The following is a 19,781-nucleotide window of genomic DNA, read 5'->3' as shown; positions in this document are numbered from 1 at the left end:
TAGACAAATGTCTTAAACCCTGATCCTAATGGCCGGATATTTAGAGGTTAGCAAGAATATCCGGCTTTGGTCATGGGATCATTTTGGAATACAAGAGCAACTCATTTGGTCTGCGAGGTGAACAATGTGGAAGATACGCCAACAGCCGGCACCCCTCCGAGAAACGGCACATGGAAAAAACATTTGATACATTTATTTCCGGTGCCTGCAATTCTCTTTTATACCCTGTTTATCGTCTATCCTATTTTTGCGGCTTTTACCTACAGTCTCTTCGAATGGAAGGGGCTCGTGATGGGCCGCTTTAACAACTTTGACAACTTTATTCGCCTGTTCACCCAGGAGCCTTATCATACGATGTTTTGGCGGGCGCTCAGGCATAACCTTTATTATTTTGTTGTTGAGATGGTGGTTCAGAACGGCATTGCGTTCGGTCTGGCATATCTCATTTTCCGAAAAATCAAAGGAGCATCCTTCTTTAAAGTGGCCTATTTTCTGCCCCGTCTTCTGTCTGTTATTATCGTAGGTTTCCTATGGAAGCTTATTCTCAATCCCAACATGGGCATTTTAAATGCAGCTCTGCGCAAAATCGGTTTAGAATCGTTCACTACAGCATGGCTGGGGAACCCGGACACCGCGCTGACGGCAGTAGTCCTGATCAATTCCTGGTTTGCGATCGGTTTCTATATGCTGATCTTACTCGCGGGTCTGCAGTCCATTCCGGAAGAAGTGATGGAGGCTGCACGTCTAGACGGTGCTACGGGCTTCCGGTTGATTCGTTCGGTCGTTTTGCCCATGATGTTCCAGCCTATGGTGATTGTGATCGTGATGACCTTCATCCAGTCTTTCGAAGCTTTTGAATTGGTATTTGCGATGCAGGGCTCAACGGGAGAGCCGTTTTATTCGACGGACTTACTTGCTGTTTTCTTCTATCGCACCGCTTTTGGCGGTAATTCCGGTGACACGGGTTCACTGGGCATCGGTTCTGCGCTTGCCGTTGTTTTGTTTGCGATTATCGCCATTATTTCCGCCGTCTTTATGAAGTACGTCAATCATAAAGAAACGGCCTGACAGAAAGGGGAGGCACATGAGACTAAGGGTAATGAAAAGAAGTGTTTTATATGTGCTGGCTGTGGGTTATGCAATCGTGTCTTTATTTCCCCTGCTGTTGATGTTGATTTCTTCCTTTAAACCTAACGTGGAGATTTTCACCAAACCGCTCGCCTGGCCCAGCAAATTCTCGGTGGTTTCCTATGATAAATTATTTGTAGAATTGAATTATTCCAAGTATATTTTCAATAGTGCATTCGTAAGTGTGGCAACGTTGGTTATACTGGTCGTGTGCAGCGTGATGGTATCCTTTTATATCGCCCGGTTCCGCTTTAAATGGAATGGTCTGTTGTTTTTCTACTTCCTGCTGGGAATGATGCTGCCGATTAAATTGGGTCTGGTACCACTATTTCTGCTGGTTCGTGATCTAGGCCTGATTAACTCCTATTGGTCTATCATTCTGATTCAGGTCGGGGCGGGTCTGCCGATGGCGGCTTTAATTCTCAGCGGATTTTTTCGGACGCTGCCTTCAGAGCTGGAGGAGGCAGGGCGTATGGATGGCTGCTCCAGCGGCGGTCTGCTGCTTCGCATTCTTGTACCGCTGATGAAGCCGGCTATCGGGACGGTAGTCATTATCAATTTTATTGGTGTTTGGAACGACTTCTTTTTCCCGATGATTTTTATTCAGGATGAAGCGAAGAAAACAATCCCTTTGGGTATGCTGCAGCTGTTTGGTGAATTCACGACTGACTGGAGCGTGCTGTTTGCAGGGTTGACCTTATCTTCACTGCCTATGATCATTATTTTCGCCTTAGCCTCCCGGCAGTTTATGGACGGGCTTACGGCAGGTGCTGTAAAATAAAGGATACGGCTCTGAACGAATTATTCTGAACGAATTATAGAGGACCAAGGATAAGAGAGAGAGGAAGGGAACTCCATGAATGGCGGTTTAGTGAGGCTTAGGGAACTCGTGAATACCTTAACGTCTTCCGAGCGCAAAGTGGCCGATTTTATATTAAACGATCCGCAGCGGATTATTGACATGTCTGTCGCTCAGCTTGCCGAAGAAAGCGGCGGTTCTCAGGCCGCCGTGATCCGGCTGTGCAAATCTGCAGGATTTAAGGGGTATCAGGAGCTGAAGCTCAAAGTAGCCGGAGACCTGCAGACTCAGGGCTTCGCAAACGGCTATCAGGAAATTAAACCGGACAGCACGATCGCCGAGCTGATAGAGACGGTTTCCAACAATAACATGCAGTCCATTGTGGATACGATGAAAATATTGACGCCTGCTTTTGTAGAGAAAGCTGTGGAGACCTTGGTAAAAGCCAAACAAATCTTTTTTTACGGCGTTGGAGCTTCGAATCTTATTGCTTTGGACGCTCAGCAGAAATTTATGCGCATCAATAAACTCAGTATGGCCTTCATGGATCCGGACCAGCAGCTGATTTCTTCCGTCATGCTGACTAAAGAGGATGTGGTGGTTGGCATTTCTTATTCCGGCGAAACCCAGACGGTTGTGGATTGTCTTAAACATGCGAAAGAGCGGGGAGCAGCAGTCATTTCGATTACCCGTTATGGAAACAACCCAGTCAGCGAACTGGCGGATATTCCACTGTATATCTCTTCAACCGAAATGGAGATCCGCAGCGGAGCTACTTCTTCCCGGATTACTCAGCTTAATCTGATTGATATTCTGTATCTGGCGGTATCCAGCCGGAATTATGAGCAGTCTGTCCGGTATCTTGAATTAACACGCAGAGTAGTTAAGAAAAACCACAAATAACTTTTAAGAAAATAAACACCGGTTTGTGGTTTTCATACATAGGCATGCAAAACCAACCAAAATCAAGCGCCCTTACACCCGTTCTTTCGAGAATGGGTGTAAAGGCGCTTGTTTACATTCAGAAATATCGCAAATAAATGTATACGGTCGACAGCAGGACGGTGACGATCATCAGCGGAAAGCCGTATTTGATAAACTTCAGGAAGCTGATCGGCTCGTCTTCTTTGGCTGACAGTCCGGCTGCAATGAGATTTGCGCTGGCTCCGATCAAGGTCCCGTTCCCGCCGAGGCAGGCTCCTAAGGACAAGCTCCACCATAAAGGTTCAATAGGATGAACGCCCATCTGGTTCATGTCCTGAATTAAAGGAATCATAGTGGCAACAAACGGGATGTTGTCAAGAAAGGCGGACGCAATGGCACTGAGCCACAGAATGAGCATGCTTCCGGCAAGAGCGTCTCCGCCTGTAAGCGAAATAGCGCGGTCGGCCAGCTGGGCGATGACTCCTGTATCCACAAGCCCTCCTACCAGAACAAACAACCCGATGAAGAAGAACAGGGTCGGCCATTCAACAGAGCGGAAAGCACGTTCCATAACTTGTTCGCCAGTAAGCAGCAGCAGCAGGAAAGCTCCAGCCAGCGCAACGGTTGCCGACTCCAGATGTAAGGCCTGATGCAGGAAGAAGCCCAGAATCACAAGGCCGAGAACGGTTAAGCTTTTGACCAGCAGCTTACGGTCATGAATGATTCCGTTCAGATTATAATTCATCAGCTGTTCCCGGTTTTTATCCGAGGTTACTAGCTGTTTCCTGAATATCAGAATAAACAACAGGATGCTGACTGCCAGAATAACCAGGACGAGCGGCGCCAGATTCAGCAGGAAAGCGTTAAAGGTCATTTCCTTCACGGCGCTGCCGATCATAATATTCGGCGGGTCGCCGATCAGCGTCGCGGTTCCGCCAATATTGGAGGCCATGACCTGAGTGAAGATAAACGGAAAAGCCGGAACCTTAAGCTGCCGGGTAATGCTGAAGGTGACGGGGACCATAAGCATGATCGTTGTGACGTTGTCCAGAAAGGCGGAAGCAACCGCCGTAATGACCACGAGCATCCAGAGAATGCGGATGGGGTGTCCGCCGGATCTCTTGGCTGTCCAAAGGCCGATAAACTTGAACAATCCCGTTTCGGCTGTGGTGTTCACGATGACCATCATGCCAAGAAGCAGGCCCAGGGTATTGAAATCAATGTGCTCCAGAGCGGACTCCTGGCTTAGGATGCCAAAGACAATCAGCAGGATGCCGCCTAACATGGCGATGATCGTGCGGTGAATCTTTTCGCTGATGATGAGGGCATAGGTAACTAGAAAGATAGCAACTGCCCACCAGGCTTGTGCGTGCATAACAACCTCCCTAATAAGTTTAATATGAGCTGCGAATGACGGAAATAAACACGCTATGAAAGCTTCCGGCTCTAAAAAAAGATAAAAGGAGCCCGTCGGTGACAGGCTCCTCCCAATAAAACTGCATCATTCTGTTGTCCGTACGTCTAATGACCATAAGTTTATGGTCCATAAGCATGTCCGCATACCCTTATAATAAGTATAAATTTTAATTTTGAACCTGTAAACCATTTGCAGTTAAACTTCCGGTCTGAGGCGATCCTCGACTTTGGTCTAGGTTCAAAAACCGCCCCCGGTCTGTTTTGGGAAAAGCCGATGAAGATTAGAATAGAGTCATAAGGTTAAGGAGAGGCGGTGAACAATATGAGAAACAGCGGATCTAAAGGGCTTGCGGTTATACTTATTGTAATTGGAGTGCTGGTGATTACCGGTAAGTTTATCCCGCTGCTCAGTCATGTATTTGGATTCTTCTTCGGACTGATTATCGCGGCGGCGATGATTGCTTTAGGTTATTACGGAATTCGCCGGGGCAACGCCTTTTTTGGCTGGATCGTTCTGATTATCGGCGTGCTGGTCCTGCTGTCCAAGCTGGCCTGGCTGATCGTTCCGGCAATCGGCATCGGAATAGTGCTGTACGGCATCTCCGTATTCCGGCATGGAAGAAGGCAGGGTTAAGGTTGAGCAGCTTCGCGATCCAAGTTTCCTGAGAGCTTGAATTCAGCAAGTAAATGCTTTAGACGCGAAATTAATAATGAAATGAACCGAATGGATTTTATAGCATAAACAAGCACAAAATCCGGAAGGGTTAGGAGGGACAACTCAGCATGGGCGTATTTCGACGGGTACGAGACATCACATTGGCTACATTAAACGAACGGCTGGAGCAAGCACAGGATCCGGTACAGATGATTGACCGGTTTCTGTACGAAACCCGGCAGGAGATTGCGGAAGTAGAAAAGCTGTACCAGCAATGCTCAAGCCATACCCGCAATTTGAAAGGGCAGGTTGAGCAGGCTAAGGCCATGCGCTCCAAAAGGGAAGAGCAGGCGCTGCTGGCTTTGAAAGCCGGTGAAGAGAACCTGGCCAAACTCGCTTTGCAGGAAAAAATGCTGTATGAGGAAAAGCTCGAGCAATATGAAGAGCTCTACAATCAAAGTTTTGATTCCTTGCAGGAGCTTGAGCTGCAGCTTGGGGAACTGAAGACCGAATACCAGACGGTGTATAGTAAACGCCAATATTATTATGCACGGATGGAGACGCTGCGGTTGCAGCAGCGTATGAACCAGCGGATGGGGACGGACCGGGACGTGCCGAAGATGTTCGGCCGGCTTGAGGACCGCGTATCCGACATGGAGTGGGAGCAGCGCAGCCTGCGCGAGCTCCGGAGACACGAAACAGCCGGGGACCCCGGTACCTTCAGCTCGGCAGGACTTCAGTCTACTCTGGAGCGCGAGTTGGAGCGGCTGAAACAGAAGCTGAACAAACAGGGAGGAGTGTAAGCGCGTGAACAGAGTATACAGATCCCGCAAAGACCGGTGGATCACCGGGTTGTGCGGAGGACTGGCGGATAGCTTCGGCATCAGTGCGGGCATTCTGCGTCTGCTTCTCGTCATTGCGATTCCTTTTACAAGCGGAGCTGTTATTTTGCTCTATTTGATCGCATCACTGGTGGTATCGAAGGAACCTTATCAGCCGCATGATCCTTTTTACGGCGGAGGCTGGAACTCCGGCTACAATCCGGGTCCAGGACCTGGCCCTGGCCCTGGCCCAGGTCCTGGAGGATACGGACCGGATCGCCGATTCTCGCATCAGGAGTTCAAACGTGATTTCGAGGAGCGTTTCTCGGGACGGCGCGGACCTTTTGATGCACCTTCGCCAAGATCCCCGCAATTCGGGCATGATAACCGCAGAGGTCCTGAAGGCTACGGCCGGACAGAGGAATCCAATCTGGATTACATGATGGGCGATATTGAGAAGAAAGCGATGCAGAAGGAACTGGAAGAGCTTCGTCAGAAGCTGGCTAAATACGAAAATGGGAAGCAAGAGAAAGGAGACGAATAACAATGGGAGTATTCAAGAGAATTAAGGATATAACAAAGGCGTCTGTCAATGAACTGCTGGATAAAGTGGAAGATCCGATTGTAATGCTCAATCAATATTTACGCGATATGGAGGCTGAAATCCGCGAGGCTGAGGTAACAGTAGCGAAGCAGATGGCGAACGAGCGGCGCATGAAGCAGCGTCTGGATGAAGCGGTCCGCGTTTCCGCACAGCGTGAAAGCCAGGCTGCCGCAGCTTTGTCGAACGGCCAGGAAGAGCTTGCCCGCAAGCTGCTTGAGGAGAAAATCTACTACGACCAGAAGCAGGTCGAATTCCATGATCTGCATACTCAGGCCGAGGTGCATGCCCAGGATCTGAAGCAGCAGCTTCATGACATGAAAGACGAGTTCTACAAGCTGCGCAACAAACGCAATGAGCTGGTATCCCGAGCTCAAATGGCTAAAGCGAAGAAACAAATGTCTTCGATCAGCAGCCTGCATACGATTGAGAGCGGCAGCGCTTCGATGGGCTTCCAGCGTATGGAAGAGAAAATCATGCAGATGGAAGCCGAAGCGGACGTGATGCGTACGCCATATAATGGCGGTGGCAGCAGCCTCTACAATTCGAGTCCGGTGGATGTAGAGAAACAGATGAAAGTTGAAGAGCAGCTGAACGCGCTGAAATCGAAGCTGGGCGGCGGAACGGCCAAACCGGCTGCAGATTCTGAGGAATAAGTGATTCAGGAACCCCGATAAATATGTTATGCTGTACAGGCATGGACGATCTGTCTGCTGCTGCGCTTGAAGCCTGCAGGCAGAACGGGATTCTGTACGGACAGAAGAGCCATACGGCACGGAGGTGCTGCTATGGCTTTTCTACAGTTAAAATCACAGCCAGAGGAGGTGCGGCATGAGAGACAGAACCCGAATGTGGGCGATAACGCTGATGATCATCGGCATCGCCTTGATTGCGTTTAAATGGATGGGCTTCTTTACGATTGTCGCACTTGTCTTGCTGGTGTACGGCGTTTACAAGATCCGGCAGGGGGACGATGTCAAAACCGGCTACATCCTGCTGACCGTAGGCTGCGGCATTATTTTGCTCGATCATCTGCTGCTGGTGATTACCATATTGGCTATTTCGCTTGCGGTCTTCTACGCCAAGGCGCGAAAGGCAAGACCGAATAAGGATTATATTCAAAGACACAACTTTGTGCAGAGCATTCACTGGGACCGCGATCCCTGGACCCTTCGCAATATTGGCATGATGCACGTGCTGGGTGAGCTTGATGTCGATCTTACTTTGGCTATCATAGAGGACGGGGACAATATTTTAATGTTCCAAGGGATTGTCGGGGATCTCGATTTGGTCCTGTCGGAGGATTATGGCGTGGAGATCGACGCTTTTGTGTTCTTCGGGCGGATCGGCCTGGGAAGGGAATCGGATACCGGCTTGATGAATCGTATTCATTGGCGTTCCCCGAACTATGAGCAGAGTGAACAAAAGGTGAAAATTATCGTCTCTTACCTGGTTGGAGATATAGATATACGAATTAACAACTGACGGGAGGGTCTTGATCCGATGAGAAGGAAGAAGCCGGTGAACATCGTTTCACGCAGCATGCGGGACGGGATCCTCCTGTCTCTTTTTCTGCTGGTCGTGATTCTGTACGTTCTTAATACATACGGCTATTTAAATCTGGACAGCTCCTGGCAGCAGGCAGTCGTAGCGGGTCTGACGCTGGCGGTGGTGCTGGTTGTTGTTGGCGCTGCATACGGCTTCTACGATGTCTACCGGATCAAACGCCGGCTGGATCTGCTCCGCAGCTCGCTCCTGCAGTGGGAGAAAGGCAACTTGTCCCGAACGGTACCCAAGCTGGGAGAAGACGAGGTCGGACAGCTGAGTGAGCAGCTTGAGCGGCTCGGCAAACGTTGGGAAGAGCAGGTGACCTCCTTGCAGAGACTTTCGACCAACAATGCCCAGCTGGCGGAACAGGCCCGGGTATCGGCGATCGTGGAGGAACGGCAAAGGCTCGCGCGCGAGCTGCATGACGCGGTGTCCCAGCAGCTGTTTGCCATTTCGATGACGGCGACGGCGGTCGGGCGGACACTGGAAAAAGATTTCGACAAAGCCCAGCGGCAGGTGGAGCTGATCGAGGAGATGGCTTCGGTCGCCCAGTCCGAAATGCGTGCGCTGCTGCTGCATCTGCGTCCGGTGTACCTGGAAGGCAAGGAACTGACGCAAGGCGTCGAGGAGCTGGTCCGCGAGCTCAAAACGAAGGTGCCGATGGACATCGTGCTTGAAATGGACCGTGACCTCAGCCTGGTGAAAGGAATTGAAAATCACCTGTTCCGGATCATCCAGGAGGCAATGTCCAACACGCTGCGGCATGCGAAAGCCGAAAGAATGGAGATCCGGATCTTCAAGCGTGGCGATGCAGTGCGGGTCATTCTGCGGGACAACGGGGTTGGCTTCGAGCTGGATGATGCCAAACAGGCCTCTTATGGCTTGTCCAATATGCAGGAGCGTGTCCGTGAGATCGGCGGGTCGATCCAGTTTATTACGGCGCCGGGCAAAGGAACACGAATTGAAATCACGGTCCCGCTGCTGACGGGAATCGAAGAAAGAAAGGATGACGTGCAGGATGGAGCTTGAGAATCCGATCAAGGTGTTGCTGGTGGATGACCACGAAATGGTGCGGATTGGTTTGGCCGCGGTGCTGGGCACTGAAGACGGCATTGAAGTCGTCGGCGAAGCCAGCAGCGGTGAGGAAGGCATCAGGCTGGCAACGGAATACAGGCCGGATGTGGTGCTGATGGACCTGGTGATGGAAGGCATGGACGGCATTGAAACCACCCGGCAGCTGCTGAAGCTGTATCCGGACTGCAAAGTAATTGTATTAACCAGCTATCTGGATGATGAGAAAATGTACCCGGTCATCGAAGCGGGGGCCTTTAGCTATCTGCTGAAAACATCGCGTGCGACGGAAATCGCCGATGCGATCCGGGCTGCTGCCCGGGGCCAATCCGTGCTGGAATCCCAGGTAGCCTCCAAAATGATGAACCGCTTCCGTCAACCCAAGCAGGCGGCACCGGCCCATGAGGAGCTGACCGAACGCGAGATGGATGTGCTGCGCCTGCTGGCTCAAGGCAAATCGAATCAGGATATTGCGGATGAGCTGATCATCGGGGTCAAGACGGTCAAATTCCATGTTACGAACATCTTGGCCAAGCTGGGGGTCGAAGACCGGACGCAGGCGGCGATTTATGCGTACAAGAACGGCCTGGCCGAATAGAGGACAGCTTGAAACCGGGTTCCTTAACAACAAGATCATATCGGGCAGCCTAGAAGCCGTTTGGGGGAATGTTTTGTGAACCTGGACGGCTTGTTTTTCGTCCATATTCGGACGATTTTAAAATAAATCGTGCATTGCTCTCATACCCACCGCCGCTCTGGCTTGTTATGCTGTTAATGTAAAAAGACAACTAACGGAGGGGTTAAACGAATGGTAAAATGGAAGCGTTCTCTTTCGATCCTGGTCATGGCCGTTCTGGCAGGTGCTCTTACGGCCTGCGGCAGTTCCGGCAATGCCAAGAACAATGCGTCTGTAAATTCCGGTTCCGGCAGCCAAACGGAGGCATCTGCGGAGACGGGCAGCAGTCCGGTGAAGCTGCGCATTATGTGGTGGGGATCCCAGGACCGGCATGAAACCACTTTGGCGGCGCTGGATTTGTATACAAAAAACAACCCGAATGTCACCTTTGAACCTGAATATTCCGGTATGGATGGCTACCTGGATAAATTATCCACGCAGGCAGCCGCCAAAAACGCACCGGATGTCATTCAGCTGGATCCAGGCTGGGTACCGGATTGGATGAGCCGCAATCAGCTGGCCGAACTGGCCCCTTCCGAAGTCGACGTCAGCAAGTTTGATCCCAATCTGCTGGTCGGCGGCCAATTGGACGGCAAGCAATATGCCATACCGATGGGGTCTGTAGCCTTCGGCATGATTTACGACAAAGCGGCAATGGATAAATTGGGCATCCAAAGCCCGGCGAACGGCTGGGCGTGGGATGATTTCTTCGCGCTGGCGAAGGAAAGCAAATCCAAGCTGCCTAGCGGGCAATATTTTACGCTGGATTATGCAGGCAACTACTTTATGTACTCCGCATACCAGTACAGTAAAGGCAAAGGACCTGTTATCACGGATGACGGCCATTTCAACATCGACCGGGATACGTTCCTGGAGTGGACCAAGCAGTTTGAAGAGCTGCGCAACGAGGGATTGGTTCCACCTGCGGACGTCAACGCCTCTGACAAAGAGTTTGACCCGCAAATGGACTTGCTGGTAGCCGGTAAAATTCTGATCCGTTATGGCTTCTCCAACAACCTGGTTTCCTGGGACAGCCTGAAGCCCGGCGCTTATGCGCTGGTTACAATGCCACGCTCGAATGAAGCCGGCGGCTGGATCAAACCTTCGATGTTCCTGGGCGTGTCCGCAGACTCGAAGCAGCAGGCCGAAGCCAAAAAGTTCGTCAACTGGCTGTTGAATGATCCGGAAGCGGCAAAAGTGCTGAAGACCTCACGGGGGCTGCCGGTCAACAAAGACAACGCATCGCTGCTTGAATCCACCATGAGCGATCTGGACAAAGCAGGTCTCGCGCTGCTTCGCGCTACAGAGCCAGATGGTCAAACCTGGACGGCAGGCGCCGGCGGCTGGACGAACTTCATCGACAAGGACTGGGCGCTGGTCCGCGACGAGCTCAGCTTCAAGAAAGTAACGCCGGAGCAAGCCTTTGATGAACTGAAGGATGCTTCCACTGCTTACGAAAAATAATTAAACAAACGCCAAAGCCCGGAAGCAGCTGTGTTCCGGGCCTTGCGTTTGAAGCGAGGTGGACGATTTGGCTCTGCAGATCAAAGAGGTGCTGGCCTGGCTGACGACAGAGCAGGCTCAGGGACCGGAGCAAACGGTGGATGGACTGAAAGCGGGGGACGAATCTGCCGTGGTAAACGGGATTGCAACAGCTTTTATGGCCACTCATTCCGTAATCGCTCAGACTGCGCCGCTGGGCGTCAATCTGCTGATTACCCATGAAGGGCTGTATTACAGCCATCATGATCCGCCGGATATGGACGCTAGGGATTCCGTATACCGGGAGAAGCGCAAGCTTATCGAATCGTCGGGTCTGGCCGTCTTCCGGCTGCACGACTACATCCACCGCTACGAGCCGGACTGCATCACGGAAGGGCTGATTCAGGAGCTCGGCTGGGAGCCATATATCGTGGACCGGCAGCCAGTAGCGGCGATAGCGGAAATACCGCCGATGCGGCTGGAGGAGGTGGCCTCGGCTGTTAAGGAGAGGCTGGGCATTCCGCTTGTCCGTGCGGTGGGCGACCTGGCCATGCCGTGCCGCCGCGTCGGTCTACTGGTCGGGTACCGGGGGGGAGGCGGCCAGGCGATTCCTTTATTTGAGCAGGAACGTCTGGATCTGATCATCGCCGGCGAAGGGCCGGAATGGGAAACCCCGGAGTATGTGCGGGACGCCTGCAGTCAAGGCTGGCCAAAAGGTCTTCTGCTGCTCGGCCATGCGCCAAGCGAAGAACCGGGCATGAAGCTGCTGGCGAAGCGGCTTAAGGAGAGGTTTCCGGACGTTCCGGTTCATTGTATCCCGGGCGAGCCCTTATTTAAGTGGATATGAAGGATAGCACTACCCCAATAATCAGGATGCGATCCGAGGAGGAACTAGCAATGAGTGTACCGGAACGAAAGCAAGGGGAAGACGGTTATTTGGCTTGGCTGCCTTACCGCAGGCAGGAGACCAAAGAGGGGCTGGAGCGCTGTAAAGCCTACCGCCAGATTGTTGTGGCGGCCGCTGCCGAGGACGGCGGGGCTGTGATTCAATCGGCAGCTGCCGAGCTGGCCCGGGGGCTGGAAAGCCTGTCGGGTCTGTCCGCAGCTGTTGTGAACGAAGGTGAGGTGCCGGAATCTGGCGCATACATACAACTGGCTTTGTTCAGCAGCCCTGCTGCGGGGATGGATCGGCTGTTTCCGGCGGCCGTTAGAACCGAAATCGGCCCTGAAGGTTTTACGATGCAAACCGAAGCCGATACAGGCCGGATCGTGATAGCAGCAGCCGCTCCCGCGGGCCTGCTCTACGGGGCGTTTCATTTGCTGCGGTTATTCGCAGCAGGCCAATCCGTGGACGGGCTGAATATCCAAGAGAACCCGGTCAATCCGCTGCGTATGATCAACCATTGGGACAACATGGACGGCTCGATTGAACGGGGGTATGCCGGTAAATCGATCTTCTTTGAGAATAACCGCTTCAAAGCTGATAAGCAGCGCATCCGTGATTATGCGCGCCTGCTGGCTTCGGTCGGCATTAACGCCGTATCCATCAACAACGTTAACGTCCACAAGCAGGAAACGCTGCTGATTACGGAGGAGTTTCTGCCGGACGTTGCTGAAGTTGCCGCCATCTTCCGCGAATATGCTGTGAAGCTGTTTCTGAGCGTGAACTACGCCGCGCCGGTAGAAATGGGCGAGCTGCCAACAGCAGATCCCTTGGACCCGGCTGTACAGGCATGGTGGCAGCGCCGGACACAAGACGTATATGCCGCGATTCCCGATTTCGGCGGTTATGTAGTCAAAGCCGATTCGGAGAACCGGCCCGGCCCGTTCACATACGGCCGCGATCATGCCGATGGAGCCAACATGCTGGCTGAAGGGCTTGAGCCTTACGGCGGTATCGTGATTTGGCGCTGTTTCGTCTACAACTGCAAGCAGGACTGGCGGGACCGCAAGACCGACCGGGCAAGAGCGGCATACGATCATTTCAAACCTTTGGATGGACGTTTTAAGGACAATGTCATATTGCAGGTCAAGAACGGTCCGATCGACTTCCAGGTGCGCGAACCGATATCGCCGCTGCTGGGCGCGATGCCGTCCACCCATCAGGTGCTGGAGCTGCAGATTACGCAGGAATATACGGGCCAGCAGCGGCATTTGTGTTATCTGGTGCCGCAGTGGAGGGAGATTCTGGACTTTGATACCCATCTCAAAGGGAACGGCTCGACCGTGAAGAGGATTGCGAGCGGGGAGCTGCATGGCAGCCGCCTGGCGGGTATTGCCGCCGTCTCGAACATCGGGGATGACGCCAACTGGACCGGCCATCGGCTGGCTCAGGCCAATCTGTACGGCTATGGGCGTTTGACCTGGAATCCCGAGCTGACTTCCTCGGCGATCGCCGAGGAGTGGATCAGGCTTACCTTCGGCAATGGCAGCGAGAAGCTGATCCGTACGGTTCAGCAGATGCTGCTGGATTCCTGGGGAATCTACGAATCTTATACGGCTCCGCTTGGCGTAGGGTTCATGGTCAATCCCGATCATCACTACGGCCCGAATGTGGAGGGTTATGAATATTCGATGTGGGGCACTTATCATTTTGCGGATTGGCAGGGGATCGGCGTAGACCGGACAAAAGCGACGGGAACGGGATATACCGGGCAGTATGCTGGGCCTAATTTCGAGCGGTATGAATCGCTGGAGACCTGTCCGGATGAGCTGCTGCTGTTCTTCCATCATGTTCCGTATACCCATAAGCTGCATTCCGGCAAAACGGTTATCCAGCATATTTACGATACCCATTTTGACGGAGCGGAGCAGGCTGAACGCCTGGCCGCGCAGTGGGAAGCTTTGGCTGGAAGCATGGATGAAGGGCTGCACCGGCAGGTCGCCGAGCGGCTGGCGGAGCAGGCCGAACATGCCAAGGAATGGCGTGACCGGATCAATACGTATTTCTACCGGAGATGCGGGATTGCCGACGAACAGGGACGGACGATTTATTAATCGGAAGACCCTGTGCCTTATGCTGGGAACGCGGCAAGCTGCCCGGATGCCGGTGCTGTCAGGCAAATGCAAATGGCCCAAAAAGCGAAGAGGAGGCGCACCAACCGCGCTTCTTCTTTTTTTCGTTATATTTTGAAAGAATTCAAACATTCCCCTCATTTCAACCGCTCTGGCTTGCCTATATATTTAGATTATAAAACTGACTACAGGAAGTGATTGCACATGAACCGTACCGCAGCCGTAACCTCAGGCACGGCCCCCAAAGTCAAGAAGCGCCGGCCTGCAAACCGCAGCTGGAAGACATCCGTGGCAGGTTATCTGTTCATTTCGCCCTGGCTGATCGGCTTCTTAGGGCTGACGGCTTATCCGATGTTCTTATCGCTGTATTACTCCTTTACCGATTATACGCTGCTGGAGCCCATTCATTGGGTAGGCACCCGGAATTATGAACGCATCTTCATGAATGACCCGAAATTTGTTCAGTCTGTGGGCGTCACGTTCAAATATGTAATCGCTTCCGTTCCGGTGAAGCTGATTGCGGCTCTCCTTGTTGCCATGGTGCTGAACCGGGCTGTTAGGGGGATTACCTTTTACCGGACGGCGATTTATTTCCCTTCGCTGATCGGAGGCAGCATTGCCGTTTCGCTGCTGTGGCGGAATATTTTTGGCGTTGACGGCATCTTTAACAAAATCTTGGCTGTGTTCGGGATCGAAGGCAAAGGCTGGATTACCAGCCCCGATTCGGCGCTGTGGACCCTGATTCTGCTGGCCGCCTGGCAATTCGGCTCGACGATGGTGATTTTCCTGGCCGGTCTGAAGCAAATTCCAAATGACCTGTACGAGGCCTCATCCGTAGACGGCGCCAACCGGTTTGTCCAGTTCTTCCGGATCACCTTGCCGATGCTGTCGCCGATCATGTATTTCAACCTGATTATGGCGGTCATCAATTCCTTTCAAATGTTCACCTCTGCTTTCGTTATCACAAACGGCGGACCTGTGAATTCCACGTATGTGTACGCGCTTTATCTGTATGAACGGGCATTCAGCCGCTACCAGCTTGGTTATTCTTCGGCGCTGGCCTGGATCATGCTGGTCATCATCGTTATCGCGGCTCTCATTATCGCCGGCACCTCGCGTTACTGGGTGTTCTATGAAACGGAGCCGGAAGGGAGGAAGCAGAAATGACCAAACAAGGAAAAGCGATGGTCCGCCACGTTGTTATGATCCTATTCAGCGTCATCATGGTCTATCCGGTCCTTTGGTGGATCGGCGCCGCGTTCAAAACGAATCAGGAGCTGAGCTCGCCGAATATTTTCCCTTCCGCTCCGACTTGGAGCAACTTCACGAAAGGCTGGCATTCGGTTCCCGGTCATTCGTTTACCGATTTCTATCTCAATACCTTTCAGCTCGAAGCCGCCGTTCTCGTTGCGACCCTGATCTCCTGCACGCTTGTGGCGTTCGGGTTCGCGCGAATGAATTTCCCGCTTAAGAATTTCTGGTTCTCGCTGCTGATGCTGACCTTGATGCTGCCGGGCCAGGTGCTGATCATTCCGCAGTACGCGCTGTTTCACCAGCTTGGCTGGGTCAACACTTACCTTCCGTTCATCGTGCCGCATCTGCTGGCCGGCGGAGCGGGCGGAACCTTTTTCGTCTTCCTGCTGATCCAGTTTGTGCGGGGCATCCCCAAAGAGCTCGACGAGTCGGCGAAGATCGACGGCTGTTCGTGGTTCGGGATTTACTGGCGGGTGGTCATGCCTTTGACGAAGCCGGCGATCGTAACCGTAACGATCTTCTGTTTCTTGTGGAACTGGGATGATTTCCTCGGCCACCTGCTGTATCTGAACTCCGTGGACAAATATACGGTCGGGCTTGCGCTGCGCATGATCAACGATTCGCAATCGGCCCAGCAGTGGGGACAACTGCTTGCCATGGCGCTCGTTTCGATCCTGCCGGCTACAATCGTCTTTATGTTCCTTCAGAAGTATTTCGTAGAAGGGATTGCCACAACGGGCATTAAGGGATAAAGTGAACTCGAAATCGGGTTTCTCCAGAGGTAAAGCGGGGGTTCTGACGATCTCCTGCTTTGCCGTTTTCTGCTTATGAACCGCCCGGAAGGAGTGAAGCGGCCTTTGCCTGCATCTGTGACTAATCCCTTTAAGAAATACCGGATCGACCGGCTGTTTTTCCAGAGTTTTGCTCTGGTCATCATCATTTTTATCGCTTTGATCGCCTGGACAGGCTACAGCTTGTCTTCCAAATCGCTGGTCAGAACCACCTCGCATTACCAGCAGCAGCTGCTGGACGAGCTGAACAACGAGATTACGACGAGGATGGTGACCATCGAGCAGATCTCGTTGTCCACGTCGCGCGACAATGAGCTGATTACGTTCCTGCGGGACAATGGGGACGAATATGACCGCTACCGCAGGTATCAGGGCGTCCAGCATGCCTTGGCCAATCTCACTTATTCCATTCCGCTGATCCAGGGCATTGATTTGTATATGGAGCACCCGTTTCAGGGAGACGACAAGAGCTACATCCAGTTTCATGATTTATCCGAGCTGAAGAAGTGGGATTTATCCCAATATTTGCAGAAAAATGATTTCGCCTGGTCGGAAGAACACGAAGTGTCCAGCTTCCAGGGCCATGTTCCGGTGCTGAGCTTTGCCCGGAAGATCATGTATGAGAACACCTATCTGGGGGTTCTGGTCATTCATATCAAAGCCAAAGAAATTCAGACGCTGCTGGCCGGCCATTCCGAAGGCAGCAACCGGATTATGACGGACGGGGAAGGACGGCAGCTGCTCAAGATCGGCAACGTGCTGGATCAGGAGGAGCTGGAGGGCTGGATTGATACCAGAAGGGAGGAGTCTTCCGGTTACGTCCATATTCAAAGCGGCCAGAAACAGGAAGACTCTCTGCTGGTCTACTCCAGGCTGCCGAATTCCAACTGGACGCTGATCGAAATCACATCATGGAAACAGATTACGGCGAGCAGCTTCAGGCTGGCGGAAATTATCGGCTTCATCGGCGTAATTGCCATTCAGTTTGTCCTGCTGCTGACCCATTTGCTGAGCCGCCAGTTCACCAAACCGATCAAAAAGCTGGTGACGGCGATGCGGATGTATTCGGTCGGCGGGCAGCAGCCGGAGCTTCCGACCGATTACGAAAATGAATTTGGCTACCTGTTCGCCGGTTACCGCAAGCAGAATGAGCGGATTGAGGAGCTTTACCTGTCCCTGCAGCGCCGCTATGAGCAGCAGCGAAAAGCTGAGATTGAGGCCCTGCAGGCCAATATCAATCCTCATTTTCTATATAATATGCTGGACCAGCTGAACTGGATGGCCATCGAAGCCGGACAGGATGAGCTCAGCCGGATTCTGGAGCTGACGGGCCGCATGTTCCGGATCGGCTTGTCCAACGGCGACAGCTTTATTCCGATCAGCGAGGAGCTGGTGCATATTGAAAGTTATCTGGAAATCCAGCAGCTGCGCCGCAGCGGAGGGCTTGATTATACGATTGAGGCTCCCGAGGAGCTGGGCGTCTATTACATGCCTAAGCTGACCCTCCAGCCGTTTGTGGAGAACTCAATTGTACACGGATTCAACAAACAATCCCACGGCCATATCCGGATTCGGATGGAGCATGACAACGAACGGCTGCGGATTGCGATTGAGGATAACGGGACAGGGCTGAAACGGATTCCCCCCGAAACACCTCCTCAAGCGCAGAAGCGGCGGACCGGCGGGTACGGCATCCGCAATGTAAAGGAGCGGATTGACGGTTATTTCGGGAACGGTTATGGTGTCGAGCTGTCCGAGCGTCCGGAGGGGGGGACGAAGGTGGATATCGTGCTGCCTTTGCTGGCTCATCCTCCAAACAAAGAGGAAAGCGCTTCATAATTCCGTGTTATTCTGCAATAGATCGTGTATTCGTCATCTGTTAACCCCAGGGGTTCGTTGCTAGGATAGAGATCGAAAATGCGCCCCCATATACCTTGGTCATCACTGCCGAAATTAAGGGAGGAATGCGTCGTGTGGAGAATCGCGATTGTGGACGATGAACGTCATGTGCTTCAGGGCATGAAGCGGGTCATTCCATGGGATGAACTGCAGGCGGAGTGGGCCTGGGAGGCCTTGAACGGGGCGGATGGACTGGAAATGACCCGTCTCTCGCAGCCGGACGTCATCATTACCGATATTTATATGCCCGAAATGAACGGGCTGGATATGATAGAGCGGATCAGACAGGAAGGTTATAACGGCAAGATTATTATTTTAAGCGGTTATTCGGATTTCGAGCATGCCAGACAGGCGCTGAGGTATCAGGTCAGCGATTACGTCTCCAAGCCGATCAGCGTGCCGACTCTGAAAGCCATATTAACCAAAGTCATCAACGAGCTGTCGGAGGAGGAAGAGAGCCGGTTAAGACGGCTGGAGCTGGAGCAGACGATGGTCCAATACAAACCGTTTATCGAAAAAGAATGGGTCCGTTCTGCCGCAATCGGAACTTTGGAGAGGAACCGGGACGGAGCGGCTTATTTGCCGGAACCGTATACTTACTGGACCGACTGCAGCCATGTTACCCTCGGCATTGATCTGGTGCGCAAGGATTGGGCGCGGACTTTGTCCGTATCCGATTGGAATTTGTTCCGGTTTGCAATCGGGAACATTGCCTGCGAGGTCGCACGTCAAGGGTTCCCAAACATGGAATATACGGAGCTGCACAGCACCCGGGCTTTGCTTGTGCTTCACCCGCCAAGCGGGGCCGGGCAGCAGGAAGGTATGACGCAAAGTCTGAGGGGGCTCGGCATACAGCTGATCGACAGCATCAAAAGCTGTCTCAAGCTGGAGGTCCGCATCGGCATCGGGAGATTCAAAGAAGCTTGGACGGATATTCCTTATTCTACGGACGAAGCTTTCCAGGCTATCGAACTAAAGCAGGAGCGGTTAAGCCCGGGTTATGAGCTGTACAGGTATCCGGCGGAGATCCGGACGGAGCAGCCGGATGCGGCCCCGTTGCTGCCGGCGAAGTTTCTGTACAAACTGGCAGGGGCGGTTAAAGCTTCCCAGGAGCTGGAGGCCGTCCAGCTGATCAGCGAATATATTACCGAGCTTAAAGCCAGCAAAGACTTGATTACGAAGGACTATGTGCAGCTTCTGGGCAGCGAGCTTTGGGGGATCGTGACTTATTCCTTGTACGAGTCGGGACTGGCGGTGGAGGAGCTGTTCTCCGGCGACCAAATCGCCAAGGAGCTGATGAGTCTGTCCGAGCCCGATCAATTGACGGAATGGCTGTCCGGCAAAATCGGCGCCATCATCCACGACCGGCAGTGGAAGGGCAGCAGCAAACACCGGCAAATCGTGGATTTCATGACCCGTTACATCCATGAGCATTATGCGGAGGATGTGACGCTGGCCGATTTGTCCGATATGGTGTACATTTCGCGCAACCACCTGTCGATTATTTTTAAAAATATAACGGGCGAGACCTTCAACACGTATCTGACCCGGGTGCGGATCGAGAAAGCGCGGGAGCTGCTCTTGGAACGGAAGATGCTGGTCTATGAGGTGGCCGAACGGGTCGGCTACAAAAACATCCCGTATTTCAGCACGCTGTTCAAAAAGATTACGGGGCAGAATCCGACTGAACTTATTAAATGA

At 52.7% G+C, this 19,781-nt stretch carries 19 protein-coding genes; 18 read left to right on the top strand and 1 reads right to left on the bottom strand.

Annotation, left to right across the window (positions count from 1 at the left end):
• The first annotated feature begins 72 nt into the window (after positions 1 to 72).
• From AWM70_RS14975 to AWM70_RS14965, 3 genes are all read left to right on the top strand, one after another.
• Positions 73 to 1,068 carry a carbohydrate ABC transporter permease gene (locus AWM70_RS14975; protein WP_083180333.1) on the top strand — a complete coding sequence of 332 codons (996 nt, stop codon included), beginning with the start codon at positions 73 to 75 and terminating at the stop codon, positions 1,066 to 1,068.
• A 16-nt stretch (positions 1,069 to 1,084) separates the two neighbouring features.
• The gene (locus AWM70_RS14970) at positions 1,085 to 1,909 is read left to right on the top strand and encodes a carbohydrate ABC transporter permease (RefSeq protein ID WP_068697748.1); all 825 of its coding nucleotides are present in this window, start codon (positions 1,085 to 1,087) and stop codon (positions 1,907 to 1,909) included.
• 75 nt (positions 1,910 to 1,984) lie between these two features.
• Entirely contained in the window at positions 1,985 to 2,830 is an 846-nt protein-coding gene (locus AWM70_RS14965) for a MurR/RpiR family transcriptional regulator (protein WP_068697746.1), read from the top strand.
• 118 nt (positions 2,831 to 2,948) lie between these two features.
• Here the strand turns inward: AWM70_RS14965 and AWM70_RS14960 are convergent, their stop codons facing one another.
• On the bottom strand, positions 2,949 to 4,226 hold the full coding sequence (locus AWM70_RS14960; protein WP_068697744.1) for an ArsB/NhaD family transporter: 1,278 nt from the start codon (positions 4,224 to 4,226) through the stop codon (positions 2,949 to 2,951).
• 363 nt (positions 4,227 to 4,589) lie between these two features.
• Here AWM70_RS14960 and AWM70_RS14955 point away from each other — a divergent pair, with 363 nt between their 5' ends.
• The 15 genes from AWM70_RS14955 to AWM70_RS14890 all read left to right on the top strand — a co-directional run bounded on the left by AWM70_RS14955 (position 4,590) and on the right by AWM70_RS14890 (position 19,781).
• Positions 4,590 to 4,901 (top strand): hypothetical protein, encoded by a 312-nt coding sequence (locus tag AWM70_RS14955; RefSeq protein ID WP_068697741.1) that lies wholly within the window; start codon positions 4,590 to 4,592, stop codon positions 4,899 to 4,901.
• A 149-nt stretch (positions 4,902 to 5,050) separates the two neighbouring features.
• On the top strand, positions 5,051 to 5,725 hold the full coding sequence (locus AWM70_RS14950) for a PspA/IM30 family protein (protein WP_068697739.1): 675 nt from the start codon (positions 5,051 to 5,053) through the stop codon (positions 5,723 to 5,725).
• A gap of 4 nt (positions 5,726 to 5,729) precedes the next feature.
• Positions 5,730 to 6,287 (top strand): PspC domain-containing protein, encoded by a 558-nt coding sequence (locus AWM70_RS14945; RefSeq protein ID WP_068697737.1) that lies wholly within the window; start codon positions 5,730 to 5,732, stop codon positions 6,285 to 6,287.
• A gap of 2 nt (positions 6,288 to 6,289) precedes the next feature.
• The gene (locus AWM70_RS14940) at positions 6,290 to 7,000 is read left to right on the top strand and encodes a PspA/IM30 family protein (protein WP_068697735.1); all 711 of its coding nucleotides are present in this window, start codon (positions 6,290 to 6,292) and stop codon (positions 6,998 to 7,000) included.
• A gap of 23 nt (positions 7,001 to 7,023) precedes the next feature.
• The gene (locus AWM70_RS23500) at positions 7,024 to 7,179 is read left to right on the top strand and encodes a hypothetical protein (protein ID WP_169823454.1); all 156 of its coding nucleotides are present in this window, start codon (positions 7,024 to 7,026) and stop codon (positions 7,177 to 7,179) included.
• Positions 7,176 to 7,829: a cell wall-active antibiotics response protein LiaF gene (gene liaF / locus AWM70_RS14935; protein ID WP_068697732.1), complete on the top strand. Its 654-nt coding sequence runs from the start codon at positions 7,176 to 7,178 to the stop codon at positions 7,827 to 7,829. Before AWM70_RS23500 ends, liaF begins: the two co-directional genes overlap by 4 nt.
• Before the next feature lie 18 nt (positions 7,830 to 7,847).
• A complete protein-coding gene (locus AWM70_RS14930; RefSeq protein ID WP_068697730.1) occupies positions 7,848 to 8,921 on the top strand; it encodes a sensor histidine kinase in 1,074 nt (357 codons plus the stop codon).
• Entirely contained in the window at positions 8,911 to 9,561 is a 651-nt protein-coding gene (locus AWM70_RS14925; protein ID WP_068697729.1) for a response regulator, read from the top strand. Before AWM70_RS14930 ends, AWM70_RS14925 begins: the two co-directional genes overlap by 11 nt.
• Positions 9,562 to 9,771: 210 nt before the next feature.
• Positions 9,772 to 11,103, top strand: a complete 1,332-nt coding sequence (locus AWM70_RS14920; protein ID WP_068697728.1) for an ABC transporter substrate-binding protein — start codon at positions 9,772 to 9,774, stop codon at positions 11,101 to 11,103.
• A 67-nt stretch (positions 11,104 to 11,170) separates the two neighbouring features.
• Complete coding sequence (locus AWM70_RS14915; protein ID WP_068697727.1) at positions 11,171 to 11,968, top strand: Nif3-like dinuclear metal center hexameric protein; 798 nt, start codon at positions 11,171 to 11,173, stop codon at positions 11,966 to 11,968.
• A 50-nt stretch (positions 11,969 to 12,018) separates the two neighbouring features.
• Positions 12,019 to 14,118: an alpha-glucuronidase family glycosyl hydrolase gene (locus tag AWM70_RS14910; protein ID WP_068697721.1), complete on the top strand. Its 2,100-nt coding sequence runs from the start codon at positions 12,019 to 12,021 to the stop codon at positions 14,116 to 14,118.
• A 222-nt stretch (positions 14,119 to 14,340) separates the two neighbouring features.
• Positions 14,341 to 15,303 carry a carbohydrate ABC transporter permease gene (locus AWM70_RS14905; RefSeq protein ID WP_068697720.1) on the top strand — a complete coding sequence of 321 codons (963 nt, stop codon included), beginning with the start codon at positions 14,341 to 14,343 and terminating at the stop codon, positions 15,301 to 15,303.
• Positions 15,300 to 16,142: a carbohydrate ABC transporter permease gene (locus tag AWM70_RS14900; RefSeq protein ID WP_068697719.1), complete on the top strand. Its 843-nt coding sequence runs from the start codon at positions 15,300 to 15,302 to the stop codon at positions 16,140 to 16,142. Before AWM70_RS14905 ends, AWM70_RS14900 begins: the two co-directional genes overlap by 4 nt.
• A gap of 117 nt (positions 16,143 to 16,259) precedes the next feature.
• Positions 16,260 to 18,020: a cache domain-containing sensor histidine kinase gene (locus AWM70_RS14895; RefSeq protein ID WP_068700719.1), complete on the top strand. Its 1,761-nt coding sequence runs from the start codon at positions 16,260 to 16,262 to the stop codon at positions 18,018 to 18,020.
• A 132-nt stretch (positions 18,021 to 18,152) separates the two neighbouring features.
• Complete coding sequence (locus AWM70_RS14890) at positions 18,153 to 19,781, top strand: response regulator transcription factor (protein WP_068697718.1); 1,629 nt, start codon at positions 18,153 to 18,155, stop codon at positions 19,779 to 19,781.

The organism is Paenibacillus yonginensis (assembly GCF_001685395.1).
GTDB classification, from domain to species: Bacteria; Bacillota; Bacilli; order Paenibacillales; family Paenibacillaceae; genus Fontibacillus; species Fontibacillus yonginensis.
The sequence above is the reverse complement of the archived record's forward strand: the minus strand, read 5'-3'. Positions and strand labels throughout refer to the sequence as shown.